We start from the raw sequence: 26,319 nt of genomic DNA, 5'->3' as shown, positions 1-26,319 counted from the left end.
TTACTGTTTAGAGAAGCGTAAATGCCTTAATAAACAGTGTGTAGAGTATGGGGTCAGACCCTTGTTTTGATAAATGAGCTTAGTTAAGATTTCATTCTACATCAATTTCGAAATAAACATGGTGGCGATACCAAAGTAAATAAGTAGTGATAGGATATCGTTTAGTGTTGTAATTAATGGACCAGAAGCGATAGCAGGGTCGATGTTAAATTTATATAATATTAGCGGAATAATCGTCCCAGCTAAAGTTCCAATAATGAGAGTCATAAATAATGAACTTCCAACTACTAACCCTAGAACTGGATTTCCTTGCCAAATTAAAGCGATAATCGAAATTAAGATGCCGCAAGTAATGCCGATGATTAATCCAACGTTCAATTCTCGCAAAATAAGTTTGAAAACAACTCCTCGATCCGTATCATTAGTAGCTAGACCTCTTACAACAACAGCTAAAGATTGTGTACCTGTATTACCTGTCATCCCAGCAATCATGGGCATAAAGTAGGCCAGTGCAACTACTTTGGATAATGTTTCTTCAAAACTACTAATAATCGTTCCAGACACTAAACCGATAAATAAAAGTAAAATAAGCCATGGGAGTCGGCGGTACGCGGCCACATGTGCCTTCGTATCAAAATCGATCGCTTTACCCGATGCTGACAGTTTTTCAATGTCTTCATTTGCTTCTTTAATAACAACATCAATAATATCATCAACAGTTACAATTCCTACTAATTCATGATTTTTTTCGACTACAGGAACGGATACAAAGTCATAACGCTCAATAATACGAGCGACTTCTTCTTGGTCAGCGGAAGCCGGAACGGAGATCACACGGCTATACATAATATCTTGAATCTTTTCATACTCATCACTTATGATTAAATCTCGATAGGAGACAACACCTACTAATTTTTTATCATGATCAATGACATACAGATAGTTAATCGTTCCCGAGAACTCTGCAAATATTTTAAGTTTATCAACGGATTCACGAACCGTATAGTGTTGAGGAATCCACACGAACCGGTTTGTCATGATTCGACCTGCCGTTTCAGGAGGATAGTTCATGATATGTTGAACGATTTTCGATTCTTCTTGTTTCATACCTGAAAGAAGTTCTTCAATTTTATCAGGAGATAGGTTCTCTAACAATGAAGCTAAATCATCATTTTCCATTAGATCCATTACTTGACCGGATTTTTCAATTCCTAATTTAGTAAGGATTTTTAATTGATGTACTTTTTCAACTTCCTGAATAAGCTCAGCGATTTGTTCCGATGTAAGAAACAATAAGAACCGAGTATGATGTTTTTCTGGAAGCCCCTCAAAAATTCGTGCAATATCATAAGGTTGAAGTTCTTCTATTATTGTTTGGAATTCATTTCTTTTGCCTTCTTTTACTACTTTTATGATTTGAAGCGCTAGTTGGTCTTCTGTCATGTCTTTTATCATCTTCGCCACTCCTTTTTGAGGAGTAAGAAATAATTCCCCTCAGTGATCTAACAAAAGTAAGAAAAATGATGTGAAATTCGTCTTTCATAACCTTTGTATTTATTTGATTTTTATGCTTTAAGTAGGGGTCCGAATCTGGGTCCATTACTCCTCACCTCCCAAATAGAAAAGTACAAGCTCATGAAATCCTCGTACCAGAAGTTTTCCAAAATGAAAAACACCTCCATTACAAATGAAGGTGTAACACACGGTACTATATGTACATTGTCTGCATGACAAATACATGGCAGTCAATCTGTTCCTCCATTCGTAGAGCTTTAGCACTGTGTGGCATAGGACAATCGCCAGCTACATTAAAAACCACCTTATGTCGATGGTTCCTGTTGACCCATTGGCGTCTTTCGACATTTTTGGGCAGTAGCATATCTCCAACACAGGAGCCTCACCTAACGAGGATATTTAGTTTGCAAATTCACTCTAAAGGAATATTTTTTAGAAGTCAATGTTTATCTATTCATAAGTCTGCCTTTTTTTAGTCTTTGTGAATGGAATGTTCCTCCTTCGTTTGCTTTTTTCTTAATATGTGAGTAAACCCACGCAAAAATCTATTCAACCTCATACTATGTTCATTAGTGGAACAATAGCATGTCCACCTTCATTCGTATCATTATTTTATATTAGAAGGAATTGTGACTCATTGTCAGGTATATTATAATAAAGGATAAAATTTTAAATTTTCTGTTTTTTAAAAGGAGGAATTGGATGAACGACAAGCCATGGCAAGATATGTATCCAGCTACTATTCCTACGTCACTTGAATACACAGAAAAACCACTGCACTCATTTTTAAAGCAATCCGCAGAAGAATTCTCCGATACGATAGCCATTCACTTTGAAGGAAAAGAGATGACGTATAAGGAACTTTATGAATCGGCTCTTAAATTTTCCGCATACCTACAAGATATTGGGCTCAAAAAGGGGGACCGGGTGGCCATTATGCTACCAAATAGTCCGCAAGTTGTTATTGGTTTCTTTGGAACGCTTATGGCTGGTGGAGTCGTTGTTCAAACGAACCCACTTTATACGGAACGAGAGCTTGAGTATCATCTAAACGATTCTGGAGCGACATTTATTTTAACACTAGACATTCTCTTCCCGCGAGTTTCGGCCATTGCTAAAAGAACGGATCTTAAACACATCGTTATAACCACCATCAAAGATTATTTGCCCTTCCCGAAAAATCTTATCTATCCATTTATTCAGAAAAAACAATACGGACTCGTTGTTAAAGTCGAGCATAGCGGCAACCATCATTTATTAAAAGAAATTATGAAAACAAGCGTACCTCAAGAATCAACCGTAGAAACGGATTTCGAAAATGACATCGCATTATTGCAATATACAGGTGGCACAACTGGCTTTCCGAAGGGAGTCATGTTGACGCATAAAAACTTACTAGCGAACACGGAGATGTGTAAAGCATGGTTGTACAAAGGGGGGCGAGGGAAAGAAAAGGTTCTCGGCATTATCCCATTTTTCCATGTGTATGGGATGACCACAGTCATGCTTTTGTCCGTTGTACAAGGCTATCAAATGATTTTAATGCCCAATTTTAATGCTGAAAAAACGCTAAAAACGATTCACAAAGAAAAGCCGACCACGTTTCCGGGAGCACCCACCATTTATATTGGCTTGTTGAACCATCCTGATATCGGAAAGTATGATTTATCTTCGATTGATGCATGTATTAGTGGATCGGCTGCTTTGCCCGTAGAAATCCAAGAGCAGTTCGAACGGGTCACAGGTGGAAAATTAGTAGAAGGCTATGGCTTATCAGAAGCTTCACCTGTTACACATGCCAATCTAATCTGGGATGAACCCCGTGTTAAAGGGAGCATTGGATTGCCATGGCCGGATACGGATGCTGCGATTCTTTCTTTGGAAACAGGAGAGCCTGTGCCAGTAGGAGAAATCGGTGAAATTTCCATTAAAGGTCCTCAAGTGATGAAAGGCTATTGGAACCGACCAGAAGAAACAGAAGCAGCATTCAGAAATGGTTGGCTTCTTACAGGCGACCTTGGATATATGGATGAAAAGGGTTATTTTTATGTAGTTGACCGGAAAAAAGATGTCATTATTGCTGGCGGCTTTAATATTTATCCGCGTGAAATTGAAGAAGTGTTATATGAGCATGAAGATATTCAAGAACTTGTTGTCGCAGGTATCCCTGATCCATATCGTGGTGAAACCGTGAAGGCTTATATCGTCTTGAAAGAAGGAGCTTCGGTTACGGATGAGGAGTTAGATGAATTCGCAAGAAAATATCTCGCGGCATACAAAGTACCACGCGTATATGAAATCCGTAAAGAACTACCAAAAACAGCAGTAGGAAAAATTTTGCGTCGGGCCCTTATTGAAGAAGAAAAGAAGAAATGGAGTGAAGATGAACATAAGAAGGCCTAATGATTGGCTTCGGTTTAGCCCATGATCCAAGTGCAAATATGAATGAAAAATCGAACGGTCTGACCTCGTACTCAATAATCAGTGTGTAGTGTTTCATACACTTATTTTATACTGTATTTAGTTGGTGCGGGGTCTGTCCTTTTTCAGTGACAAAAGTAACAGCATGAAGCGGCGTTTGAATGAACATTTCTCCTTGACAGGTAGGGTCATTCACTCTACTATAAAAATATGAATGACTATTCATTCATATCTAAAATGATAAGGAGAAGTTCAGTGAACCGAAATAAACCAAAGTATAAACAAATCATAGATGCTGCTGTTGTTGTAATTGCACAGAATGGCTATCATCAAGCACAAGTTTCAAAAATTGCCAAACAAGCAGGAGTCGCTGACGGTACAATCTATCTGTATTTTAAAAACAAAGAAGACATTTTAATTTCATTATTCTATGAAAAAATGGGTTATTTTGTAGAACAAATTGAAGAGGAAATAAAGGAAACGATGAGTGCGGCGGAGAAATTACTTGTAATGATCAGAAAACATTTTCAAATTCTTGCAAGTGATGCGAACTTGGCCATTGTCACCCAGCTTGAATTACGGCAGTCCAATCTTGAACTCCGAGAGAGGATCAATGATGTGCTACGAGACTATTTAAAGATCGTAGACACGATCATCATTGAAGGAAAAGAGAACGGTGAGTTTCTTTCAAATTTGGATGTCAGACTAACAAGGCAGATGATTTTTGGAACGATTGATGAAACGGCAACAACTTGGGTAATGAACGATCAAAAGTATTCCTTGCCAGATCTTGCAGAATCGGTCCATCAACTATTACTTGGCGGTTGTGGCTCTAAAAAGTAGAATTCTTTCGTTTAAATAAGAAGCTTGGCACCATACATTTCTGTAAGTTTTTTTACATAATTATTTATACATTTAAGGAGGGGATGATCATGGCGTTTTTAAACCATTCTATCGAAAATCACGTTGCTCTCGTTACGATTCAAAGGGCTCCTGCGAACGCACTTTCTTCAAGTCTCATCCAGGAAATTTCACAGCTGTTTGATGAGCTGGTAACGAATCAAGCAGTTCGTTGCGTGCTGATCCACGGAGAAGGAAGGTTTTTCTCTGCGGGTGCTGATATAAAAGAGTTTACAAGTGTAAGTAGTGGTGAAGCCTTCACGAAACTTTCCAGAAATGGCCAAGAAGTATTTGAGAAAATTGAACGATATCCAAAACCGGTTATTGCTGCCATTCATGGTGCAGCTCTTGGGGGAGGTTTGGAACTAGCGATGGCTTGTCATATCCGTTTGGTTACAAAAAATTCCAAAATTGGTTTGCCAGAGCTACAGCTTGGACTTGTACCTGGCTTTGGTGGCACCCAGCGTCTAACCCGTTATGTGGGAGTTGCAAAGGCTGCTGAAATGCTGTTTACGAGTGAACCGATTACGGGTACAGAGGCTGTTCAATGCGGGTTGGCAAACCATGCTTATTCAGATGAAGAGCTTTTGCCAAAAGCAAAGGAGTTGGCAGAGAAAGTTGCACAGAAAAGCCCACTCGCATTGAAAGCGGCGATTGACCTTTTAAACGATGCCAAGCCAGAGAGTTTTTATAAAGGCATTGAAAACGAAGCGAAAAGCTTTGGTACGATATTTGTTTCTGAAGATGCCAAAGAAGGAATCAGTGCTTTTATTGAAAAAAGAGAGGCTGTTTTTAAAGGTAAGTAATGAAACTTTTCTAATCGGACTTGTTCAAAAAGGCGGATAAAAAACGGGCCGATCTTTTTGAACAATGTCTAAAATAGTCTTAATTTTTTAAAAAAATAGGAGGGATTCCTTTGAATATTTACGTATTACTGAAAAGAACGTTTGATACAGAAGAAAAAATTACTTTAGCAAACGGCAAAATCAATGAAGACGGCGCTGAATTCATTATTAACCCGTATGATGAGTATGCGGTAGAAGAAGCGATCCAAGTGCGCGATGCACAAGGTGGAGAAGTAACAGTTGTTACTGTTGGAAACGAATTCGCTGAAAAGCAGTTGCGTACAGCACTTGCCATGGGCGCTGATAAAGCAGTTTTAATCAATATTGAAGAAGATGTAGCATATGGCGATCAATTCACGACAGCGAAAATTATTAGTAAATATTTAAAAGATAAAGATCCTGATTTAATTATTGCTGGTAATGTAGCGATTGACGGCGGTTCAGGCCAAGTTGGGCCACGAGTAGCTGAACTTCTTGGCATTCCTTATATTACAACCATTACTCAGCTTAAAATTGCTGGTACAAATGTAAGCGTTACCCGTGATGTTGAAGGCGACGCTGAAATCATCGAAACGTCCTTGCCGTTATTAGTTACGGCTCAGCAAGGCTTGAATGAGCCGCGTTATCCATCTCTTCCTGGCATTATGAAAGCAAGGAAGAAACCGTTTGAAGAATTAGAGTTGGATGATTTAGAACTTGAAGAAGACGATGTAGCAGCGAAAACAAAAACGATTGAAATCTACCTTCCACCTAAAAAAGAAGCAGGAAAAGTACTGAGCGGTGATATGAGCGAGCAAGTAAAAGAACTCGTACAACTACTGCGCTCAGAAGCGAAAGTGATTTAGTTTTAACAGCAAATCAAAACGACGATCCCGATTCAAACAATAAAGTGAAACTTCCATCAGTGGGGTTTGTTTTCCGCTGCCGGATAGTTAAACCAGGATAAATGACTTACAGGAGGTTTTTTTAATGGCTAGAAAAGTCCTTGTATTAGGTGAAGTACGTGACGGATCTCTGAGAAATGTATCATTTGAAGCAATCGGCGCAGCTAATTTGGCAGCAGATGGCGGTGAGGTAGTCGGCGTTTTAGTAGGAGAAAACATACAAACGTTAGGCAATGAATTCATTCAATATGGTGCGGACCGCGTCATTACAGTAGAAGATGAAAAACTTGCTCAATATACGTCTGATGGGTATGCACAAGCAGTTCTTGCAGTCATTGCTGCGGAAAATCCAGAAGGCATTATTTTCGGTCATACAGCTCTTGGCAAAGACCTTGCGCCCAGAATTGCCGGGAAACTGAATTCAGGGCTTATTTCTGATGTCACATCCATTGAAGAAGCAGGCGGAAATCTAGTCTTCACTCGTCCGATCTATTCAGGCAAAGCGTTCGAGAAGAAAATTGTAACAGATGGAGTCATCTTTGCAACGATTCGTCCGAATAACATCGAGCCATTAGCGAAGGATGAAAGTCGAACCGGTGATGTTTCTTCTCTTCGTGTGGAGATTAAAGATCTTCGTGCTATTATCAAAGATGTAGTAAGAAAAGCAACAGAAGGAGTGGATCTTTCAGAAGCGAAAGTAGTCATTGCCGGTGGACGTGGCGTAAAAAGTGAAGAAGGCTTCAAGCCATTGAAGGAACTTGCTCAAGTTCTTGGCGGAGCTGTCGGCGCTTCCCGAGGTGCATGTGATGCAGACTATTGTGATTATTCCCTTCAAATTGGGCAAACAGGAAAAGTGGTCACACCTGATCTTTATATCGCATGTGGTATCTCTGGGGCGATCCAACATTTAGCGGGCATGTCCAACTCTAAAGTGATCGTCGCGATCAACAAAGACCCTGAAGCAAACATCTTCAAGATTGCTGATTACGGCATTGTCGGCGATTTATTTGAAGTCGTTCCATTACTTATTGAAGAATGTAAGAAACTTAAATTAAACGTCTAAAGGGTCTGATTCTTCCGTTGAAAGACATTTGCTCATCAAGCAGATGTCTTGATTTTTGCAATCAGATGATGCTATTTTAAGAATTAATCCCGCATTAACGGGCAGTACCCCCCACCTCAAGGCTTAGATGAATCGAAGAAGTATACGTGGGGGATAACTGCCCGTAAATGCCCGATTGGTGAGATACAGTGAAACTTACCTTTGCGGTTTTCAAAGGTTTAGTTGAACCAATCGGGTTCGTAGAGTCGCTTTATCTACGCTGCGCGGAGATATTAGCGACACTAGAACGGGACTAACAATCAGTGGGGATGAAGAACACTCCCCACTGATTGAAGTTTCACTTTATACGAATCATATTGCGAATAGATACGTAAGTTAAGGGTATCTTAGCAATGAAGCAAAATAATAGTAAGCATCTCATTATCAATGGTATACTGGTTTTAGAAATATAGTTTATTAGGAGGCATATATTATGGCAATTGTACACTCGACTGACCAAACATTTACAACAGATACAAACGAAGGTTTAGTTCTTGCTGATTTCTGGGCACCGTGGTGCGGACCTTGTAAAATGATCGCTCCAGTTCTTGAAGAACTTGATGGCGAAATTGGTGACAAAGTGAAAATCGTTAAAGTGGATGTAGACGAAAACCAAGAAACTGCTGGTAAATTCGGCGTAATGAGCATCCCAACTTTAATCGTGTTAAAAGATGGAGAAGTTGTTGACAAAGTGGTTGGCTTCCAACCGAAAGAAGCATTATCAGAACTTCTTGCAAAACACGCTTAATTCTTTTATATTTAAGAAACTTCAAGTCTATGGCTTGGAGTTTTTTCTTTTATACACTTTATGTAGATTGATTGGTTGGGAGGTTGAACATGAATCAGAGAATTAAGGACAAGCTTGCCCTGCTTCCTGATCATCCCGGCTGTTACTTGATGAAAGATCGCCAGGGAACGATTATTTATGTCGGTAAAGCCAAGGTACTGAAAAACCGAGTTCGCTCGTATTTTACTGGCTCGCATGACGGAAAAACGCTTAGACTCGTCAATGAAATTGAAGACTTTGAATATATCGTTACATCATCAAATATTGAAGCACTCATTTTAGAATTAAACTTAATCAAGAAACATGATCCGAAATATAATATTATGCTGAAGGACGATAAAACGTATCCGTTCATCAAGCTGACGAATGAGCGTCATCCGCGCTTAATCATCACCAGAAAAGTGAAAAAAGATAATGGTAAATATTTTGGTCCCTATCCGAATGTCATCGCGGCTAATGAAACGAAAAAGCTCCTTGACCGCATTTATCCGCTTAGAAAGTGTAATACATTGCCTGATCGCGTGTGCTTATACTATCATCTTGGTCAATGTCTCGCACCATGTGTGAAAGAAGTGCCACAGGAAAAATACAAAACGATGATGGGTGAAATTACGCGATTTTTAAATGGTGGCTATCAAGAAATTAAAAATGAGTTGTCTGATAAAATGCATGAGGCAGCTGAAGAACTTGATTTTGAACGGGCTAAGGAATATCGAGATCAAATCGCCCATATTGTCGTTACGATGGAAAAGCAAAAAATGATGTCCAATGATTATACAGATCGTGACGTTTTTGGTTTTGCATATGATAAAGGCTGGATGTGTGTACAAGTATTCTTTGTTCGTCAAGGTAAATTGATTGAACGTGACGTCTCGTTGTTTCCGATATACGATGAACCTGATCAAGAATTGCTAACATACCTGGGGCAATTTTATTCAAAGGCAAATCATTTCAAGCCGAAAGAAATTTTTCTACCTGAATCAGTAGATACACAATTAGCGGAGCAATTATTACAGGTTAAAATTCTTACCCCGAAAATTGGACAAAAGAAAGAATTACTCAATCTTGCTAGTAAAAATGCTAGCATTGCGTTGGGAGAAAAATTTGCTTTAATTGACCGGGATGAGGATCGCACGATTAAAGCAGTGGAGAGGCTTGGAGAACAGCTCGGCATTTATACACCGCACAGAATTGAAGCTTTCGATAATTCAAATATTCAAGGAACGAATCCTGTTTCTGCGCTCGTTGTCTTTATCGACGGAAAACCTGAAAAACGGGAATATCGTAAATACAAGATTAAAACGGTTAAAGGACCAGACGATTACGAATCAATGCGTGAGGTAGTCCGTCGCCGCTACTCGAGAGTGTTGAAAGAAGGACTCCCGCTTCCAGATTTAATCATTATTGATGGCGGTAAAGGGCATGTTGAAGCAGTTCGCGATATTTTAGAAAATGAACTCGGTCTAGAAGTCCCACTCTCAGGCCTTGTAAAAGATGAAAAGCATCGTACATCTGAACTGATGATTGGCAATCCACTTGAGATTATCCCGCTTAACCATAGGAGTCAGGAATTTTATCTGCTACAACGGATTCAAGATGAGGTGCATCGTTTTGCCATCACTTTTCACCGCCAGCTGCGAGGTAAAAATGCTTTTCAATCTTTGCTTGATGAAATTGAAGGCATCGGCGAGAAACGAAAAAAACAACTTCTAAAGCATTTTGGCTCAGTAAAGAAAATGCGTGAAGCAACGGTAGAAGAAGTTCAAGCGGCAGGCATTCCGCGATCTGTCGCTCAAGAGCTTGTAAAGAAATTGCAAGAATAATCTTGCTGTTCAAAATTGGGTATGCTATACTACAGTTAATTTTTAAAAGTAATATACGTTTTTAATAAATTTGATTGTCTAGCTACAGCGCCTAGCCCGGCTGAGGTCATAAGTCAAACATCTGATGGAGAGAAAATCACTCTCCATACAGATGTTTGCCTTATGCTCTGTCTGAGGCTGAACAAGGCGCTTACGCTTTTCGTGTGTTGATAGAGGTGCGGGTTTCATTAGTAAAGACTTGGAGAAGGATGAGCTTCTGTGAAAAGTCTTGAAAGGGGAAGTCGCCGAAGCGATCAAGTCTCATAGCTTGATTTTGCTGGTCTGACATTGAATAAATGGCAGATTGTCAGAACAATTTTGTTCTGGAGGGCTATCTCACTGTGATATTCGTATGTATTTACGTTACCACAGCAATGAGATAATTCTCATTGCTTTTTTTGTATGCAAAAAAACAGCTGGAAAGGGTGTCACAAAGTGGGATTAATCGTGCAGAAATTTGGCGGTACATCAGTAGGAAATATTGAAAAAATAAAGCATGTAGCAACTCGGGTAATAGAAGAAGCGGCTCTTGGGAATGAGGTTGTTGTCGTTGTGTCGGCAATGGGCAAAACGACCGACGAGCTCGTTAGGATGGCGAATGAAATCAGTAATACTCCGAGCAAACGGGAAATGGATATGCTGTTATCAACTGGAGAACAGGTCACGATTTCATTTCTTACGATGGCATTACAAGAACTTGGGTATGACACGGTTTCTTTTACCGGTTGGCAAGCTGGGATTAAAGCTGAATCGATTCATGGGAATGCAAGAATTTTGGATATTGAGACGAATCGGGTCAAAGAACAGCTTTCGGCAGGAAAAATCGTTGTTGTAGCGGGCTTCCAAGGAGTGGATGCGAGCGGTGAAATCATGACATTGGGCCGAGGTGGATCCGATACGACCGCTGTTGCATTAGCGGCAGCTTTAAAAGCAGAACGCTGTGACATTTATACAGATGTTACAGGTGTGTTCACAACAGATCCTCGTTTTGTAAAATCAGCAAGGAAATTACAATCGATTTCTTATGATGAAATGCTTGAATTGGCGAATCTTGGGGCAGGCGTCCTTCACCCACGTGCAGTAGAATTTGCGAAGAATTATGGAATACCGCTAGTCGTTCGCTCAAGTATAGAACGGGAACAAGGAACAATCATTGAGGAGGAAGTAACGATGGAAGAGAATTTAATTGTTAGAGGGATTGCATTTGAAGACAGTATTACACGGGTAACCATTTTTGGACTGACTGGAAGATTAACTTCCTTATCTACCATTTTCACAACCCTTGCCGAGCAGCACTTAAATGTAGACATTATTATCCAAAGCATTACGGATACTGGTACGACGAATCTAACATTCTCGATTAAAGAGGATGACGTAAGTGACGTGTTAACGGTTTTAGAAAGTAATAAAAAAGAATTACAGTTTGAAAGAATTGAAACGGAAAGTAATTTAGCGAAAGTGAGCATCGTTGGTTCGGGAATGGTTTCTAATCCGGGTGTTGCAGCGAAAATGTTTGCGATTCTTGCAGATGCAGGCATCCAAGTGAAAATGGTCAGCACATCTGAAATCAAAGTTTCTACGGTTATCCCAGACAAAGACATGGTTCTGGCTGTTGAAACATTGCATGTGGAATTTCAACTTGATGAAAGAACGGTAGTCAAAGCGTAAAAAATGAGTAGAGGATCGTTAAACCTATGCAAAGCATGGCTAAACGATCCTCTTTATCTACTTATCCCACATTAACGGAAAGTCAAGCGCCCCACTGATGGAAGTTTCACTTTATCTACTCAATCGGGTCTTTTAAATCTAATTTTACGAATATCGTAGCTCTGCGGGCGCGACGTTTCGTTTCTTCGGCGCCTTCTGCTGTGAATTTTCTTTGTAAGCTGATTTGTTCAGCAAGAAATCCAGTCTCAAGTTGAAAGTGACATGCGGTGTTCAATTCAAACCGTCTTTCAACCATTATTCCAGTTAATGTCATTTCGATTTCGTCTTTGGATTGCTTGACCAATGTTAAGTCCCCCCAGCCGGCACTAGAGAAAAAGTTAATGGTTTCATCTATGTTGTGAAGCGGGAATTTCCTTGCCAACTGTTTTCCAGCCCAGTATAGAACATGGGGAGAATCTTTGCCTAAAATATCATTTAATAGTATTTCTCTAATTAACTCGTAGCCAAAAATCGGGATATGCATTTCAGTGTTATCAGATAATTCTTGCAGAGCCTGAGCTTCTTTTTCCATTGTATTCCCCACTTTCTATACAACTATTATATACGTTTTGTGAGTTGAAGCATTAATTTTTATAGGAAAATCTAAAATTAAATTGTTGGATAAATGGTGACTTATGGGATTTTCCTTAGGTGAATAAGGAAAAAAACTAGTAAAATATTTCTATTTTGAAAAAAGAAATCTTGTATCCGTTTTCTTGACGCAATTATCAGACAGGGGTAAAATGGACATGTCAGAAGATTGTTAAATAGTTTCATACAATTAGAAAATGCAGGGGTAAGGGAGAATTGATTTTATCTTTGCGAGAGTTTTCACAAATTAAGGGGGGGCACTTTGTGGCGCAAAATCGAGAGTTTGGGAACCGTAAGCTTCATTCACTTCTTGGGGTAGTTCCAATTGGACTGTTTTTAATCTTCCATTTAACAGTCAACTATATGGCAACTAAAGGAGCGGATACCTTTAATGCAGCGGTACATTTAATTGAATTCACGCCAATCAAGATTGTCGTTGAGTTTGTTGTCATTTATTTACCGTTGATTTTCCATGCTGTTTATGGGATTTACATCGCTTTTACAGCTAAAAACAACTTAGGAAGATTTAACTTTTTCCGTAACTGGATGTTCTTTTTACAAAGGGTATCAGGAATTATAACGTTAATCTTCCTTATTTGGCATGTGTATACGACAAGAATTCAAGCTGCACTTGGTGCTGAAGTGAACTTTGACATGATGGCAACGATTTTTTCAAGTCCATTCATGATTGTTTTTTACATTGTAGGGCTTCTTTCAACCGTTTTCCATTTCGCTAATGGACTTTGGTCATTCTCGGTAAGCTGGGGGTTAACTGTTTCACCTAAATCGCAAAAGATCATGACTTACATAACATTAGTTGTATTCCTAGTCCTTAGCTATATTGGGCTACGTGCAATTTTTGCTTTCGTATAAAAGGTTCGAATAAATCAGAGCAAGCTAACAAGCTTTGAACGGATATGAGGGAGTGAGCAATAATGGGTAAAGGTAAAATTATTGTCGTCGGTGGAGGTCTAGCAGGGCTAATGGCTACGATTAAAGCGGCTGAGCATGGACAACAGGTAGATCTATTCTCGTTAGTTCCTGTTAAACGTTCTCACTCTGTTTGTGCACAAGGTGGCATAAATGGAGCAGTAAATACAAAAGGTGAAGGGGACTCCCCGTTGATTCACTTTGATGATACAGTTTACGGTGGCGATTTTTTAGCGAACCAGCCGCCAGTTAAAGCAATGTGTGAAGCGGCACCATCAATTATTCATATGTTCGACCGGATGGGTGTTATGTTCAACCGTACACCTGAAGGTTTACTAGATTTCCGTCGCTTCGGCGGTACACAGCATCACCGTACAGCATTTGCTGGGGCGACAACTGGCCAACAATTGCTATATGCATTAGACGAACAAGTTCGTCGCTATGAGGTAGAAGGACTTGTTACGAAATATGAAGGCTGGGAATTCCTCGGGGCTGTTATTGATGAAGATCAAGTAGCGCGCGGGATTGTTGGCCAAGACTTAAAAACAATGGAAATAAAAGCGTTCCCAGGCGATGCTGTCATTATGGCAACCGGTGGACCAGGGATCATCTTTGGTAAATCAACGAATTCAATGATCAATACAGGATCAGCAGCTTCTATTGTTTATCAACAAGGCGCGATTTATTCGAATGGAGAATTCATTCAAATCCATCCGACCGCACTTCCTGGCGATGATAAACTTCGATTAATGTCAGAATCGGCTCGTGGCGAAGGCGGACGTGTTTGGACGTATAAAGACGGGAAACCTTGGTATTTCTTAGAAGAGAAATATCCGGCATACGGAAACCTTGTGCCGCGTGATATTGCCACGCGGGAGATTTTCGATGTGTGCGTAAATATGAAGCTTGGTATTAATGGCGAAAACATGGTTTATCTTGATCTCTCTCATAAAGATCCGAAAGAATTGGATATTAAACTTGGCGGCATCATTGAAATCTATGAAAAATTCATGGGTGAAGATCCACGTAAAGTGCCAATGAAAATCTTCCCTGCTGTTCACTATTCAATGGGCGGACTATGGGTAGATTATGATCAAATGACCAATATTAAAGGCTTATTCGCTGCAGGTGAGTGTGATTATTCACAGCATGGTGGCAATCGTCTAGGTGCTAACTCTCTTCTTTCCGCTATTTACGGTGGAATGGTAGCAGGGCCAAATGCTGTTAAATATATTTCTGGTCTTGAGAAAACAAGCGAATCTCTACCATCTTCTTTATTCGATGGCTATGTGAAGCAAGAACAAGAAAAATGGGATGGCATTATGTCGCTTAATGGAACAGAAAATGCCTATGTTATACACAAAGAGCTTGGCGAATGGATGACAAATAACGTAACTGTAGTACGTCATAACGATCGATTACAAGCAACAGACGATAAAATTGTCGAATTAATGGAACGGTATAAAAATATCAATATTTTAGATACATCAAAATGGAGCAACCAAGGAGCTTCTTTCACAAGACAATTACAAAACATGCTCCAATTAGCTCGGGTTATTACAATAGGTGCTCTTAATCGTAATGAAAGCCGTGGTGCCCATTACAAACCGGACTTCCCGGAACGTAATGACGATGAATTTATGAAAACGACAATGGCTAAGTTTACTGGCCCGAATTCAGCTCCTGAGTTCTATTACGAAGATATTGATGTTTCGTTAATTGCACCACGGAAACGCGACTATACGACAACTCACTAAAAAGAGGGGGAGAAAAGCATGGCTGAGACAAAGACAAAAACAGTACGGTTTGAAATATCAAGACAAGATACTCCAGATTCAGATCCATATATAGAGGTTTTTGAATTAGACTATCGTCCAAATATGAACGTCATTTCTGCCCTAATGGAAATCCGTCGTAACCCGGTAACGGTTGACGGAAAAACAACAACACCGATTTCTTGGGATATGAACTGTTTGGAAGAAGTTTGTGGCGCTTGTTCAATGGTGATCAATGGCAAGCCAAGACAGTCTTGTACAGCACTTATCGACCAATTAGAACAACCGATTCGCTTAAGTCCTATGCGCACATTCCCTGTTGTTCGCGACCTACAAGTGGATCGCAGCCGTATGTTTGATTCATTGAAAAAAGTAAAAGCATGGATCCCAATTGATGGAACGTATAATCTTGGACCAGGTCCTCGTATGCCAGAAAAGAAACGTCAATGGGCGTACGAACTATCTAAATGTATGACTTGTGGTGTGTGCCTTGAAGCTTGCCCGAACGTAAACAGCTCTTCAGACTTCATTGGACCATCAGCACTTTCACAAGTACGTCTATTCAATGCGCACCCAACTGGCGAAATGAATCGTTCAGATCGCCTTAATGCGATTATGGGAGACGGAGGCTTAGCCAACTGCGGGAATTCACAAAACTGTGTACAATCATGCCCGAAAGGCATCCCGCTGACGACTTCAATCGCTTCCTTGAACCGTGACACAACCCTACAATCGTTCCGTAACTTCTTCGGAAGCGATCAAGTTTAATAAAAATAATGAAAAAAGAACCCGGAATTGGGTTCTTTTTTCATTATGGAAAATGGTGAACCCTCATTTATGCGTAAAACTTAGAAAATACGTGTAAAAATTTTTTCTAGTTATTTACGATTGGCACTGGGTAGAGAGTAGTATAACAAAAAAGAAAGATTTGCGTTGTAGGAGGTAATTGTTTGTTTGATTTTGCAGATGTTACCAAATTCATTTTTTCTTTTTTTCTCATCATGCCGATCGTCACGTTTATTCACTTAAGCGGTCACCTATTTTGTGCTGCGATATTTGGAGGTACAGGGAAAAAGCTTACACTCGGCTGCGGGAATAAATTATTTTCAATTTTGAAAATGGATATAAAAAAATACTACTTTTGGAATGGACACTGCGAGTTCGATAAATTACAAGTCGATCATCCATTTAAAAGTGTGATGATTTATTTAGGAGGAGCGCTGTTCAATCTATTCAGCATATTTATTATTAATGGACTCATATTTTTGGACGTATTAAATAATTCTATTTTTTGTTACCAATTCATTTATTTCTCTTTCTATATCATGTTTTTTTCACTTTTTCCGATGTATTTTTCCGATGGATCACCTAGTGATGGACAGGCAGCTTTACTTTCTTTTAAAAAACAAGAGAAGGATATTGTTACAGATGACGTTATAATAAAGAAAAAGAAGGCTGATTCTAAAAACGCAAAACCTTTAGAAGAAGATGATGATGTAATCTAGCCTTTTTGATTATTAAAGTAATAGGCTTTTTAAATAGATGATTTATCAATAGAATAAATGAATAACTATTCATAAATAACATTCATGTGCGTCTCCTCCCAACCTAACGATGAAAAAGGTTTGGGATCTTAATTTCTATCATATTATGAAGGTGGCGGTACGAAGCTGATTTTGCGAAGCTCCGTCCCTTTTCCACAGAAAGGAGCGAATAGAATGAGCAGAATATCATATATCGATAATATGGAAGAATGGGCGTCATCCTTTCAATTTAAACACCCGGTTAAAGTACGTTTTTCAGAAACGGATATGTTTGGACATGTAAACAATACCGTTCCGTTTATGTATTTTGAAGAAGCAAGGATTGAATATTTTAAGAGCATTGGCTTTATGCAAAATTGGGTACACAATGCGAGAGAAGAAATCCCTGTTGTCGCAGATCTACAATGTGATTTTCTCGAGCAATTGTTTTTTGATGATGAAATCGATGTTCACGTCAAGGTAGCTCGAATCGGAAATTCATCCGTAGATCTTCATTACATGGGGACGAAGGAAGGGAAAGTGTGCTTTACAGGTCGTGGCACGATCGTTCAAATTTCAAAGAAGACAGGTAAGTCAGTGGTATGGACGGAGGAAATGAAACAGAAGATGAGAGCGTTTTAGCAAGGGTTTCAAGTCTACATCATTTCTAACGAAAGGGTCAGACCCAGCATTCACAATTTACAGTTCAAATTAAACGTAAGTACTTCTACATACGATGTATAGAGTGCTGGGGAAGACCCTTATTCTTTTTACATCAATCCTAATATTATCTAGATACATCTAAATTATGAATTGTTTTGCTGACCTTCTTTGTTATGGGCGTAAGAAACTTATGGAACTTAAGAAACTTTTTCTATACAGTTTCATTAATTGAAGAAAGCACGATAGATTTGTCCATAAAGTAATTTGGAAAGACTTAAGAGCTCCGTTTTAGGGAGCGATATCTTGTTTTGAGTATCTCGTTACTTTATCGATAAAAGTCTTATTAAGCTAACTTTCTTTTCGCGGTTTCTTTTTTCATCCATGGAATTACTTCACGATTGAACCAGTAAATGTCTCTAAGGTTCATTCCTCTTGGTGCTTGGGCAGATGCTGGATTAGTAAAGGTAGAAGTGGTGATAAATTCACTGAATACGCAACCATAATTCCGTTTTGAACCATCTAATTCTCTAATTAAACTAACGCTGATTTCCTTTTGTGAACGTATATAATGTTTAATCTGTACGGCTGTCTTTCCATCATGAGGAAGATAGTAGATCAAATCAATTCCTCCGTCTGCTCCCTGTTTTGTTGACTGGTTTTTGTTTTTTTATTGGTTGTTTATGGCTATTCTTTTTTATTAATACTGGTCATAACTGATCCATAATGATAGACGAAATCATAGGGAGAACGAAAATAAGTATGTAATAATAAATATCTGTTCTATTCAATAAAAGAATAGTTAAAGTAATAAATCCAACTATTAATCTAACGAGTTGAAGGATGCTGTTTCTCTGCTTCTTATTCATGATTTTCTCTCCTGTTCTAATTTCCCTTTCAAAATAAACAGTATGTCTTAGGTATCTAGCTTTTCTTCATTTAGCTACACTACGCTTCCTAGATTAACTAATTTGAGAAAATGTGTTCGTGAAATTAAAAAATTTAAAGCAACCTTCAATTTTTATTAATATAGGTAAAAATATCCAAATAAAGTCTAGTATCATTACTCATCATTTGCAGTCACTGATTCACTTCACAAAGAATAAAATACTTTGATTTCTTGAAACAACTGTGAAGAGTGAAGTTGTGGTGCCAACTGATTTAAAAGGGTATTGTGGATTCTAAAGTACATATTTGGATCGATAAAACACCCAAGGCCAAGTCCGATTAATACAGATTAAAAATCAAAAATTAGGTCAAATAAAAAATCTAAAAGAAATTCACTATTCGAGCCTTGAAACAGTCACTCTCCCCCCTCTCTTGTCATACTATAACAAGACTAAATAGACACCCACTCCGGGTTTTTATGCTGGTGAAGGCAAGGAGGGTTACAACACTTGAAGGAGAACGAATTCACTCATAAGCCATTACTCACCAAAAGAGAAAAAGAAGTATTCGAACTATTAGTTCAAGATAAGACAACGAAAGAAATCGCAGGTGAATTGTTTATCAGCGAAAAAACAGTTCGAAACCACATTTCAAATGCGATGCAAAAGCTTGGAGTCAAAGGGCGTTCCCAAGCAGTCATTGAACTCCTTCGTATGGGAGAGTTGAAGCTCTAACACATTCTCGATTTCATACGAAGTTGATTGATAGAAGCTTACAGAGCACCATTTTGTCAAACTGTTAGCAGCGATATTTCTAGCACAATAATGAATGAATACATTCAAGAAGGTGCTTGTTATTGCTGTTAATTTTTTTGTATGAAGGACATGGGGACGGGTCTCCGCGACTTACTAATCTAGCCAATCTTCTTAGCTTGTATCCTTTTTTTATTATAGAAAACACCTCGAAATTTCGGCTCCGCACCGCCGCCATTATGATAGGGTGAGTGTAGCGTGATACTTGATTAGTCCTTCATGGTAAATGGTGGTGTTTTAACGTCATAGGAGTTTTGTATGAAGGACATGGGGACGGGGCTTCGCCATTTACTAAAATAGCCAATCTACTTTACAAAAATACCTACTTTATCCCGCATTAACGGGCAGTAAAACCCTCACCTCAAGGCTTAGAGGAACCGAAGAAGCGTAGGTGGGGATAACTTGCCCGTAAACGCCCGATTGGTTCAACTAACAATCAGTGAGGGATGGAGAACCCCCCCACTGATTGAAGTTTCACTTTATAAAAAAAGTATTTCAAAAACCAGCTCCGCACCGCCACCATTGTGATTAGGTGAGTGTAGCGTGCTTAATAATAGATGCCTAATGGTAAATGGTGGCGTTTTAATGCCATATTTGTTTTGTATGCGAAGAATGGTTCTTGAAATTTCCCTATTTTTCATAGACAATAAAGACAATAAAGTTTTGTATAAGTGGTTGGGAGCTGTGAGAAATGGATGAAGTAACACATGTTGCGCATGTGGCGAGAATTGAAAAAGAGCTGCGTTATGTTTCGGGTTTGGTTAAGCAAAAGGGCCGGGAAATGTTAAATAATTATAAAATTACGCCTCCACAATTTATTGCTCTTCAGTGGTTGTCAGAAGAAGGCGATATGACAATAGGGGAGCTTTCCTCTAAGATGTATTTGGCTTTCAGCACAACGACGGATTTGATTGACCGCATGGAAAAAAATGAGCTTGTCCAACGTGTGAAGGATGAGAAAGATCGTCGGGTGGTAAGAATTCACCTTTTAGAAGAAGGAAAACGGATAATAGATGAGGTTATTAAAAAGCGTCAAGTGTATCTTCAAGACGTTTTAGTGAATTTTTCAAGTGAAGAAATCGTAACACTTAAAGAAAATTTAATTAAATTACATCAAGAAATGCGATAAGAATGAGGCGAGATGTTTGAAACGACCAATAGGCATAATGGATTCGGGAGTCGGTGGCTTAACGGTAGCAAAAGAGGTTATGCGTCAGCTACCCAATGAGAATATTGTATATATAGGGGATACGGCGAGATGCCCGTATGGTCCACGGCCAATGGAAGATGTGAAGACCTTCACTTGGCAGATGACGCGTTATCTTTTGAAATACGATATGAAAATGCTGATTATTGCATGCAACACAGCTACAGCCGCAGCTCTCGAAGAAATTAGTTCAGAACTACCGATTCCGGTACTCGGTGTGATCTACCCGGGTGCCCGTGCAGCATTAAAGGTATCCTTAAATTTACATATCGGTATTATTGGGACTGATGGTACCGTTACGAGTAAGGCGTATGATCACGCACTTGCAATGATTAATAATCGAGTGAAGGTGGATAGCCTTGCTTGTCCGAAGTTTGTTCCAATCGTGGAAAGCGGCGAGTTTCATGGTCCGATCGTTAGAAAAGTGATAGCTGAAACGCTACGGCCCTTAAAGAAAACGAACATTGATACGCTCGTTCTTGGCTGTACGCATTATCCATTACTGGGGCCGGAAATTAGCCGGTTCATGGGAAGGAATGTGAAAGTCATTTCATCTGGTGAAGAGACTGCACGTGAAGCGAGCGTCATCCTACAACATGATAATCTGTTGAATGTAAGCAAAGAAACACCAAAACACCAATTTTTCGCGACTGGATCTAAGGAAATATTCCAAAGTATTGCCTATAGTTGGATCGGTGAAAAGATAGGGGTTGTCCAAACGGTGAAAATTGATTGATCAGACTAACTATTTGGACATGACACATTGGTAACAGTTTAAATACGATTGATATTGTAGGAGGCAGACCCATATGAGTCGCCTCCTATTTTTTTTGAAAAAAATAGGTCTATAAATTCCCATGGCTCGTATAAATAGTAGTACAAACTGTCCTGGGAGGGATTGAACATGACTCACGTAACAAAAATATCAGTTATCACAACTGTTCTGGCTTCTTCGCTCTTTTTAGGTGGTTGCGGCCTGTTCGGTGAAAAAGAAAAAGCAAAAATTGACCCACCAGAAGGAGTGACACTAGTAGATGATGAAGCAGGATTAAAAGAAGTGGATGGTAAGGAAGCAACTAAAACTGATAGTAAAGAAGAAGCAACCAAAACCATCAAAACCGAATTGTATTTGATTGATAAAAGCGGGTTTGTCGTACCACAAACGCTAGAGCTTCCTTCTAATACAGCAGTTGCCCAGCAAGCGCTTGAATATTTAGTCGCCAACGGACCTGTGTCTGAGGTGCTTCCAAATGGCTTTAGAGCGGTAATACCTGCGGATACACATGTAAGTGTTGATATTAAAGAAGGTGTAGCAACCGCTGATTTTTCCAAGGAATTTGCTACCTATAAAAAAGAAGATGAATTAAAAATTCTCCAAGCCATCACTTATACATTAACTCAATTCGATACGGTTGATAAAGTGGTATTAAAATTGAATGGCACGGAAATGAAAGAAATGCCGGTTAACAAAACACCGATTTCAGACGGATTGAATCGTTCAGTAGGTATTAACTTCGATTTATCTAATGTTACGGATGTTTCTAATACGATGCCGCTTACTGTGTATTATATTGGCGGTGAAGATGGTAGCTACTATTATGTTCCTGTAACAAAAAGGGTCAAAGAATCGAATACTGACACGATCACGGCAGCTGTCAATGAACTGGTAAAAGGACCAGGACTTGCCTCAAGTCTGCTTTCAGGTTTTACGGATGATGTTGCGTTAATTGCCGAACCGAAAACTGAAGATGGAAAAGTTACCTTGGATTTCAATGAGAATATTCTAGGCAGTTTCAAAGAAAGAAAGATTTCGAAAGAGGCTCTTGATGCACTGGTTCTTTCATTAACAGAACAAAAAGACATTGAAAGCGTGGAAGTGCTTGTACAAGGAAAGGGCGGTTTGGTGGATGAAGCTGGTAAAGCATTAACCGAACCCGTAAGCCGTCCTGCAAAAGTGAATACGGGCAGTTTTTAATAGAAGGATATAAATGTGTGAGGGCTGCTTTTGGCAGACCTTTTTTTGTTTGTGATGATAAGGGATTTCATTAAGTGGTAGAATTATTATGATAGAGGAAATTGTGTTAGACTTTAATTATCGTTAAAATTGGAGTACTAATTAACAAGTTAGGCATAAAAATCAACCGCGTTGTAAAAAAATCTTACAGTGATTCAGGAGTGATATAGGATGAAAACGGTCATTATTGCAACGAAAAACAAAGGGAAAGCAAAAGAATTCGAAAGCTTGTTTCATTCAAGAGGGTTTCAGGTTCAGACGCTCCTTGATATCGAAGACGCCCCAGATGTCGAGGAAACAGGGACTACCTTTGAAGAAAACGCAATTTTAAAAGCAGAAGCAATTAGTAAAATGCTCGGGCAGTTTGTGATAGCTGATGATTCGGGCTTGATTGTAGATGCGCTTGATGGCAGACCTGGCGTGTATTCAGCACGCTACGCTGGTGAGGCAAAGAGCGATGCGGCCAATACAGAGAAGGTTCTCGAAGAATTAAAGGATGTGCCAGAAGACAAAAGAACGGCAAGATTTTATTGCGCACTAGCGCTTGCATCTCCAAATCAAGAAACAATTACAGTGTCTGGTTCTGTGGAAGGACGAATCACAAACGAACCAAAGGGTACGAATGGTTTTGGCTATGATCCTGTTTTTTATGTGAAAGAAAAAGGAAAAACGATGGCTGAGCTCAAAAGCAATGAGAAAAATGAAATCAGTCACCGCGCTAATGCCCTACATGTACTCGAAGGAAAATTAGATGCTTTTCTTGAAAAGGAAGCAGCTCAATTATGAAAGTAGGGATTATGAGCGATAGCCATGGTCTAACGTCAGATGTTGAAAAAATAAAAGCCCGTCACCAAGCTGAAGTCGATGTATTCATCCATTGTGGTGATTCTGAGTTAGAGAAAGCAGATGCGATTATGGAAGGGTTGTTAGCGGTTAGAGGTAACTGCGATCATGACCCTGCTTATCCAGATTATACAGTGGAAACAATCGGTGACTCGCGTTTCTTGGTCACCCATGGTCATTTGTATAATGTGAAAATGACCGTTATGAATCTTTCCTATAAAGCGGAGGAAGAGCAAGCGGACATCATTTGCTTCGGTCATTCACACATCCCCGGTTCTGAAATGATTGACGGGAGACTATACATTAACCCAGGGAGCATACGCCTTCCAAGAAACCGTAAAGAAAAAACGTATGCCATCCTCGAGCTCACTCAAAAAGAAGCTATCATCCATTACTACGATGTCGAGGGGAATTTGGTAAAAGACTTAAGCAATGCGTACACTTTTGAATGAGATCATGTATAATAGACAGAAGAAGTCCACTTCTGTCTATTCATACTCAGTAAAATAAAAAATCACGAAAAAGAGTTGACTATCCAACTTCCACATATTATAATAAATCTTGTCGTTAGGCATTTCATACCTTGTCCCAGTAGCTCAGCTGGATAGAGCAACGCCCTTCTAAGGCGTCGGTCGGGAGTTCGAATCTCTCCTGGGACGTTAGAAAATGAGCGGTAAACACCGCTACATCAACCTCTTATATCGTTTAGTGAAACAGTCAGTATGGCGGTCATGTAAGAAATTACACCGTATATTGGCTTGTATACTTTCGATATAGGGGGTTTTTTCGTATGATAAAAAGAAAAGGATAATTTGAAAATAAGTGATATAGTAACGATTTCTGGAAAGTTAGATAAATATGTTCATGGTTTATTTGGCACTACACCGAAATGGATTGTTTAAGAAGTCGACATAATTATTGAAACATACAGTAGATGAAAATTATATCTATATCAACTTTCACGTTATAATAGTATTAATGCTAAGTTGTAGGAGTGAAAGGGTATGACAAATCATTCATCTTCATTTTCAAAAGTAACGGGAAGAAAATTAACAGATGAAATCATTGAGCAATTAAAGAATAAAATTTTCTCAGGTGCGTATAAAGTGGGGGATCGTCTTCCTCCCGAACCTCAGCTTATGGAAGAATTCGCGGTAGGTCGTTCCACCCTTCGCGAATCTATAAAAGTGCTTGTTCACGCAGGAATTCTCGAAGTAAAACAAGGAAAAGGCACACGCATTTTGTCTTTGGAATGGACGAATGAAACTTCTTTTAATCAACTGTTGCAACAAGCTGATAGGAACGATGTATATGAAGCACGAGCGATGTTAGATCAAGAAGTCGCAAAATTAGCTGCAAGGCGAAGAACAGATGAAGATTTATTGCATATAAAAACCTGTTTGGATCAACGTTATAAAGCATTGCAGCAAGGAAATTATGCGACATATGTAGATGCAGATATTGATTTCCATTTAGCTATTGCCAAGGCAAGTGGGAATCAGGTCCTATATAATTTATATCAATCCTTCATTCCTGTTTTACGGAAGATCTTGAGCAGCCTTATTGTACATGTAACGAATTATAACGATAACTCAGAGATACATGAGGATTTATTTCAAGCCATCTTAGCGCAAGATGAAGAGGAAGCCATTCGTTCTGTAAACCAAAATTTGGAGCATTAACAGCTCCTTTACAAAATTAAACGTCTGATGATACGATGTTTAGAAATCTATGTAAAGGGAGTTTGAAGATGAAGAAACAAATACTATTTATAATTGTAGCTCTATTTCTCGTTTCCTTAAATTTACGAATGAGCATTGCTTCGATATCCCCTGTATTGGAGAACATTAGAAATGATTTAGAATTAAGTAATGGTATGGTCAGTTTGCTTACATCCATTCCAGTCATTTGTATGGGCTTTTTTGCATTTTTCGCAACAAGGGTAAGCGCTCGATTTGGATTAGAAAAAACGATTGCGACCTGTTTGCTCTTAATTGGTATAGCCACAGCATTTCGAGCTTTTACGAATTCAGCAATAACCCTGCTTATTACAGCCTTTTTAATTGGAATAGGTATAGCCATTTCTGGACCTCTAGTTTCGGGATATATTAAGCAAAAGTTTCCGAATAGAATTGGGATGATGGTCGGTGTTTATTCTGTAGGAATGGGTATTGGTGCTTCATTAAGTGCCGGATTAATGATTCCCTTGCAAAAGCAACTAAATGATTCATGGCAGCTTGCTTTAGCAAGTTGGAGCATTTTTGCAGTCATTGGATTATTATTTTGGTATCCGATGGTGAAAAAAAGTGAGTTTGTTAAGAATTCAACGAAGGCAACGATTCAATTGCCATTTAAAAATAAAAACGTATGGTCGTTTACGCTCATATTCGGTCTACAAGCTGGTATGTTTTATTGTATAAGTACATGGTTAGCACCGATTGCACAATCAATGGGATTTAGTGGGGAGCAATCAGGAACACTCATTACTTTATTTACGATTATTCAAATGATCTTTAGCTTTTTAATTCCATCATTAGCAGATGTATATAAAAACGAAAAGGCTTGGTTAATGGGAAGTACATTATTTGTTTTAATTGGTTTGTTATGCATCGTCTTTCATATAGTGAATCCTTGGCTTGCAACAATTCTAATTGGGATTGGACTTGGTGGATTATTCCCTCTGGCACTGGCACTTCCGTTAAACGCAGTTTCTTCGTCAAGCGAAGCAAGCTCTTGGACTTCAATGATGCAAGGGTTTGGTTATATGCTTGGTGGAGTAATCCCCTTTATCGCAGGATTAACAAGAGATTATATCGCATATGAAAAACAAGTATTTGTATTAATGATTATTCTTTGTATGGTTCTATTTATTGCGTTACTAAGATGGCGAGGAGATTTATCAACCTTTTTTTAATATAGAAAACCAACATAACTACAAAACCATTCAATAGCTTCCCTATAATAATGTTAGCTTGTTACTTGTGAATGTATGAGTGTTGTTGAAGAAATCGACACGACCAATTAGAAGAAGTTTCATATACTTGCTTCATTGG

At 39.0% G+C, this 26,319-nt stretch carries 25 protein-coding genes, 1 tRNA gene and 2 riboswitches; of the genes, 22 read left to right on the top strand and 4 right to left on the bottom strand.

The features are described from left to right. Positions 1–96: 96 nt before the first annotated feature. The gene (mgtE, locus tag JNUCC23_RS16225) at positions 97–1,455 is read right to left on the bottom strand and encodes a magnesium transporter (RefSeq protein WP_454212429.1); all 1,359 of its coding nucleotides are present in this window, start codon (positions 1,453–1,455) and stop codon (positions 97–99) included. A gap of 294 nt (positions 1,456–1,749) precedes the next feature. Beyond that, positions 1,750–1,916, bottom strand: a riboswitch (M-box (ykoK) riboswitch). A 301-nt stretch (positions 1,917–2,217) separates the two neighbouring features. Between mgtE and JNUCC23_RS16220 the strand changes: the two genes are divergently transcribed. From JNUCC23_RS16220 to JNUCC23_RS16185, 8 genes are all read left to right on the top strand, one after another. After that, on the top strand, positions 2,218–3,918 hold the full coding sequence (locus JNUCC23_RS16220; protein ID WP_454212427.1) for an AMP-binding protein: 1,701 nt from the start codon (positions 2,218–2,220) through the stop codon (positions 3,916–3,918). A 273-nt stretch (positions 3,919–4,191) separates the two neighbouring features. Continuing rightward, the gene (locus tag JNUCC23_RS16215; protein ID WP_062176982.1) at positions 4,192–4,779 is read left to right on the top strand and encodes a TetR/AcrR family transcriptional regulator; all 588 of its coding nucleotides are present in this window, start codon (positions 4,192–4,194) and stop codon (positions 4,777–4,779) included. A gap of 89 nt (positions 4,780–4,868) precedes the next feature. Continuing rightward, complete coding sequence (locus JNUCC23_RS16210) at positions 4,869–5,642, top strand: enoyl-CoA hydratase (protein ID WP_403069230.1); 774 nt, start codon at positions 4,869–4,871, stop codon at positions 5,640–5,642. A gap of 110 nt (positions 5,643–5,752) precedes the next feature. Further along, positions 5,753–6,526, top strand: coding sequence for an electron transfer flavoprotein subunit beta/FixA family protein (locus JNUCC23_RS16205; protein ID WP_062176989.1), 774 nt, complete (start codon positions 5,753–5,755; stop codon positions 6,524–6,526). Positions 6,527–6,650: 124 nt separating this feature from the next. Further along, entirely contained in the window at positions 6,651–7,628 is a 978-nt protein-coding gene (locus tag JNUCC23_RS16200) for an electron transfer flavoprotein subunit alpha/FixB family protein (RefSeq protein WP_062176992.1), read from the top strand. A gap of 472 nt (positions 7,629–8,100) precedes the next feature. Further along, the gene (gene trxA / locus JNUCC23_RS16195; protein ID WP_062176996.1) at positions 8,101–8,415 is read left to right on the top strand and encodes a thioredoxin; all 315 of its coding nucleotides are present in this window, start codon (positions 8,101–8,103) and stop codon (positions 8,413–8,415) included. Positions 8,416–8,504: 89 nt separating this feature from the next. Then, positions 8,505–10,277 (top strand): excinuclease ABC subunit UvrC, encoded by a 1,773-nt coding sequence (gene uvrC, locus JNUCC23_RS16190; protein ID WP_062176999.1) that lies wholly within the window; start codon positions 8,505–8,507, stop codon positions 10,275–10,277. A 202-nt stretch (positions 10,278–10,479) separates the two neighbouring features. Next, positions 10,480–10,658, top strand: a riboswitch (Lysine riboswitch). Positions 10,659–10,751: 93 nt separating this feature from the next. Beyond that, positions 10,752–11,984: an aspartate kinase gene (locus JNUCC23_RS16185; RefSeq protein ID WP_454212423.1), complete on the top strand. Its 1,233-nt coding sequence runs from the start codon at positions 10,752–10,754 to the stop codon at positions 11,982–11,984. Positions 11,985–12,099: 115 nt separating this feature from the next. Here JNUCC23_RS16185 and JNUCC23_RS16180 read toward each other — a convergent pair whose 3' ends face one another. After that, positions 12,100–12,555 (bottom strand): YslB family protein, encoded by a 456-nt coding sequence (locus tag JNUCC23_RS16180; RefSeq protein WP_403069241.1) that lies wholly within the window; start codon positions 12,553–12,555, stop codon positions 12,100–12,102. A gap of 323 nt (positions 12,556–12,878) precedes the next feature. Here JNUCC23_RS16180 and JNUCC23_RS16175 point away from each other — a divergent pair, with 323 nt between their 5' ends. The 5 genes from JNUCC23_RS16175 (at position 12,879) to JNUCC23_RS16155 (ending at position 17,484) form a co-directional block, all read left to right on the top strand. Continuing rightward, positions 12,879–13,487: a succinate dehydrogenase cytochrome b558 subunit gene (locus JNUCC23_RS16175; protein ID WP_062177008.1), complete on the top strand. Its 609-nt coding sequence runs from the start codon at positions 12,879–12,881 to the stop codon at positions 13,485–13,487. 62 nt (positions 13,488–13,549) lie between these two features. Further along, complete coding sequence (sdhA, locus tag JNUCC23_RS16170) at positions 13,550–15,301, top strand: succinate dehydrogenase flavoprotein subunit (protein ID WP_454212420.1); 1,752 nt, start codon at positions 13,550–13,552, stop codon at positions 15,299–15,301. Positions 15,302–15,319: 18 nt separating this feature from the next. Then, a complete protein-coding gene (sdhB, locus tag JNUCC23_RS16165) occupies positions 15,320–16,087 on the top strand; it encodes a succinate dehydrogenase iron-sulfur subunit (protein ID WP_062177014.1) in 768 nt (255 codons plus the stop codon). 182 nt (positions 16,088–16,269) lie between these two features. Beyond that, entirely contained in the window at positions 16,270–16,824 is a 555-nt protein-coding gene (locus JNUCC23_RS16160; protein WP_403069248.1) for a hypothetical protein, read from the top strand. Positions 16,825–17,037: 213 nt separating this feature from the next. Further along, positions 17,038–17,484 (top strand): acyl-CoA thioesterase, encoded by a 447-nt coding sequence (locus tag JNUCC23_RS16155; RefSeq protein WP_454212418.1) that lies wholly within the window; start codon positions 17,038–17,040, stop codon positions 17,482–17,484. Positions 17,485–17,848: 364 nt separating this feature from the next. On the opposite strand, the gene JNUCC23_RS16150 is transcribed toward JNUCC23_RS16155, so the two are convergent. Together JNUCC23_RS16150 and JNUCC23_RS16145 are read right to left on the bottom strand one after the other, a co-directional pair. Beyond that, a complete protein-coding gene (locus JNUCC23_RS16150; RefSeq protein ID WP_454212416.1) occupies positions 17,849–18,124 on the bottom strand; it encodes a restriction endonuclease in 276 nt (91 codons plus the stop codon). Between the two features lie 88 nt (positions 18,125–18,212). Then, entirely contained in the window at positions 18,213–18,371 is a 159-nt protein-coding gene (locus JNUCC23_RS16145; protein ID WP_454212414.1) for a hypothetical protein, read from the bottom strand. Positions 18,372–18,899: 528 nt separating this feature from the next. Between JNUCC23_RS16145 and JNUCC23_RS16140 the strand changes: the two genes are divergently transcribed. From JNUCC23_RS16140 to JNUCC23_RS16100, 9 genes are all read left to right on the top strand, one after another. After that, entirely contained in the window at positions 18,900–19,124 is a 225-nt protein-coding gene (locus JNUCC23_RS16140; protein WP_028392149.1) for a helix-turn-helix domain-containing protein, read from the top strand. A gap of 769 nt (positions 19,125–19,893) precedes the next feature. Next, the gene (locus JNUCC23_RS16135) at positions 19,894–20,331 is read left to right on the top strand and encodes a MarR family winged helix-turn-helix transcriptional regulator (protein ID WP_403069260.1); all 438 of its coding nucleotides are present in this window, start codon (positions 19,894–19,896) and stop codon (positions 20,329–20,331) included. Between the two features lie 16 nt (positions 20,332–20,347). Then, entirely contained in the window at positions 20,348–21,145 is a 798-nt protein-coding gene (gene racE / locus JNUCC23_RS16130) for a glutamate racemase (protein WP_062177028.1), read from the top strand. Between the two features lie 168 nt (positions 21,146–21,313). After that, on the top strand, positions 21,314–22,384 hold the full coding sequence (locus JNUCC23_RS16125) for a GerMN domain-containing protein (RefSeq protein WP_403069264.1): 1,071 nt from the start codon (positions 21,314–21,316) through the stop codon (positions 22,382–22,384). A gap of 210 nt (positions 22,385–22,594) precedes the next feature. Then, positions 22,595–23,209 (top strand): XTP/dITP diphosphatase, encoded by a 615-nt coding sequence (locus JNUCC23_RS16120; protein WP_454212409.1) that lies wholly within the window; start codon positions 22,595–22,597, stop codon positions 23,207–23,209. Continuing rightward, entirely contained in the window at positions 23,206–23,718 is a 513-nt protein-coding gene (locus JNUCC23_RS16115) for a metallophosphoesterase (protein WP_454212407.1), read from the top strand. Before JNUCC23_RS16120 ends, JNUCC23_RS16115 begins: the two co-directional genes overlap by 4 nt. A gap of 133 nt (positions 23,719–23,851) precedes the next feature. Further along, positions 23,852–23,925 (top strand) — tRNA-Arg (locus JNUCC23_RS16110). Positions 23,926–24,270: 345 nt separating this feature from the next. Continuing rightward, positions 24,271–24,948 (top strand): FadR/GntR family transcriptional regulator, encoded by a 678-nt coding sequence (locus JNUCC23_RS16105; RefSeq protein ID WP_403069273.1) that lies wholly within the window; start codon positions 24,271–24,273, stop codon positions 24,946–24,948. A gap of 62 nt (positions 24,949–25,010) precedes the next feature. Next, positions 25,011–26,180, top strand: a complete 1,170-nt coding sequence (locus JNUCC23_RS16100) for an MFS transporter (protein WP_454212404.1) — start codon at positions 25,011–25,013, stop codon at positions 26,178–26,180. The last annotated feature ends 139 nt before the right edge of the window (positions 26,181–26,319 follow it).

The sequence above is a fragment of the Peribacillus sp. JNUCC 23 genome (genome assembly GCF_053653995.1).
Note: the sequence above shows the minus strand (reverse complement) of the source record. Positions and strands in the feature narration are given on the sequence as shown.

What these genes read in the sequence shown, in the direction of transcription:
- mgtE (WP_454212429.1), bottom strand. Translation starts at nt 1,455, where the DNA reads ATGATAAAAGACATGACAGAAGACCAACTAGCGCTTCAAATCATAAAA.
- JNUCC23_RS16220 (WP_454212427.1), top strand. Translation starts at nt 2,218, where the DNA reads ATGAACGACAAGCCATGGCAAGATATGTATCCAGCTACTATTCCTACG.
- JNUCC23_RS16210 (WP_403069230.1), top strand. Translation starts at nt 4,869, where the DNA reads ATGGCGTTTTTAAACCATTCTATCGAAAATCACGTTGCTCTCGTTACG.
- JNUCC23_RS16200 (WP_062176992.1), top strand. Translation starts at nt 6,651, where the DNA reads ATGGCTAGAAAAGTCCTTGTATTAGGTGAAGTACGTGACGGATCTCTG.
- trxA (WP_062176996.1), top strand. Translation starts at nt 8,101, where the DNA reads ATGGCAATTGTACACTCGACTGACCAAACATTTACAACAGATACAAAC.
- uvrC (WP_062176999.1), top strand. Translation starts at nt 8,505, where the DNA reads ATGAATCAGAGAATTAAGGACAAGCTTGCCCTGCTTCCTGATCATCCC.
- JNUCC23_RS16180 (WP_403069241.1), bottom strand. Translation starts at nt 12,555, where the DNA reads ATGGAAAAAGAAGCTCAGGCTCTGCAAGAATTATCTGATAACACTGAA.
- sdhA (WP_454212420.1), top strand. Translation starts at nt 13,550, where the DNA reads ATGGGTAAAGGTAAAATTATTGTCGTCGGTGGAGGTCTAGCAGGGCTA.
- sdhB (WP_062177014.1), top strand. Translation starts at nt 15,320, where the DNA reads ATGGCTGAGACAAAGACAAAAACAGTACGGTTTGAAATATCAAGACAA.
- JNUCC23_RS16155 (WP_454212418.1), top strand. Translation starts at nt 17,038, where the DNA reads ATGAGCAGAATATCATATATCGATAATATGGAAGAATGGGCGTCATCC.
- JNUCC23_RS16145 (WP_454212414.1), bottom strand. Translation starts at nt 18,371, where the DNA reads ATGAATAAGAAGCAGAGAAACAGCATCCTTCAACTCGTTAGATTAATA.
- JNUCC23_RS16135 (WP_403069260.1), top strand. Translation starts at nt 19,894, where the DNA reads ATGGATGAAGTAACACATGTTGCGCATGTGGCGAGAATTGAAAAAGAG.
- JNUCC23_RS16125 (WP_403069264.1), top strand. Translation starts at nt 21,314, where the DNA reads ATGACTCACGTAACAAAAATATCAGTTATCACAACTGTTCTGGCTTCT.
- JNUCC23_RS16120 (WP_454212409.1), top strand. Translation starts at nt 22,595, where the DNA reads ATGAAAACGGTCATTATTGCAACGAAAAACAAAGGGAAAGCAAAAGAA.
- JNUCC23_RS16115 (WP_454212407.1), top strand. Translation starts at nt 23,206, where the DNA reads ATGAAAGTAGGGATTATGAGCGATAGCCATGGTCTAACGTCAGATGTT.
- JNUCC23_RS16105 (WP_403069273.1), top strand. Translation starts at nt 24,271, where the DNA reads ATGACAAATCATTCATCTTCATTTTCAAAAGTAACGGGAAGAAAATTA.